Annotated in this window: 1 protein-coding gene; it reads left to right on the forward strand. The window is 63.8% G+C overall.

What is annotated here, in order from left to right; translation table 11 throughout:
• Positions 1 to 734: AAA family ATPase (locus EN906_RS36090; RefSeq protein ID WP_127375869.1), on the forward strand; the 734-nt coding region annotated here is incomplete at both ends.

The raw sequence follows: 734 nt of genomic DNA on the forward strand, positions 1-734 counted from the left end.
CCAAGGAAGATCTGGAAGAGATCGTCGAGTTCCTGCGCGATCCGCAGAAATTCCAGCGGCTCGGCGGCAAGATTCCGCGCGGCGTGCTGCTCGTCGGACGTCCGGGAACCGGCAAGACGCTGCTCGCCCGCTCGGTTGCCGGCGAAGCCAATGTGCCGTTCTTCACCATATCCGGTTCTGACTTCGTCGAGATGTTCGTAGGCGTTGGTGCAAGCCGCGTCCGCGATATGTTCGACCAGGCCAAGAAGAACGCACCCTGCATCATCTTCATCGACGAAATCGACGCTGTCGGCCGTCATCGCGGCGCCGGCCTCGGCGGTGGCAACGACGAACGCGAGCAGACGCTGAACCAGCTGCTGGTCGAGATGGACGGCTTCGAATCCAACGAAAGCATCATCCTGATCGCCGCCACCAACCGGCCCGACGTGCTTGACCCCGCCCTGCTCAGGCCAGGCCGCTTCGACCGCCAGGTCGTGGTGCCGAACCCTGACATCGTCGGCCGCGAGAAGATCCTCAAGGTGCATGTGCGCAACGTGCCGCTGGCGCCCAATGTCGACCTCAAGGTGATCGCGCGCGGTACGCCGGGCTTTTCCGGCGCCGATCTGATGAACCTCGTCAACGAATCCGCGCTGATGGCGGCACGGCGCAACAAGCGCCTCGTCACCATGGCCGAATTCGAGGACGCCAAGGACAAAATCATGATGGGCGCCGAGCGCCGCTCGTCGGCCATGACC

The organism is Mesorhizobium sp. M7A.F.Ca.CA.004.06.1.1 (assembly GCF_003999135.1).
Classification (GTDB): Bacteria; Pseudomonadota; Alphaproteobacteria; order Rhizobiales; family Rhizobiaceae; genus Mesorhizobium.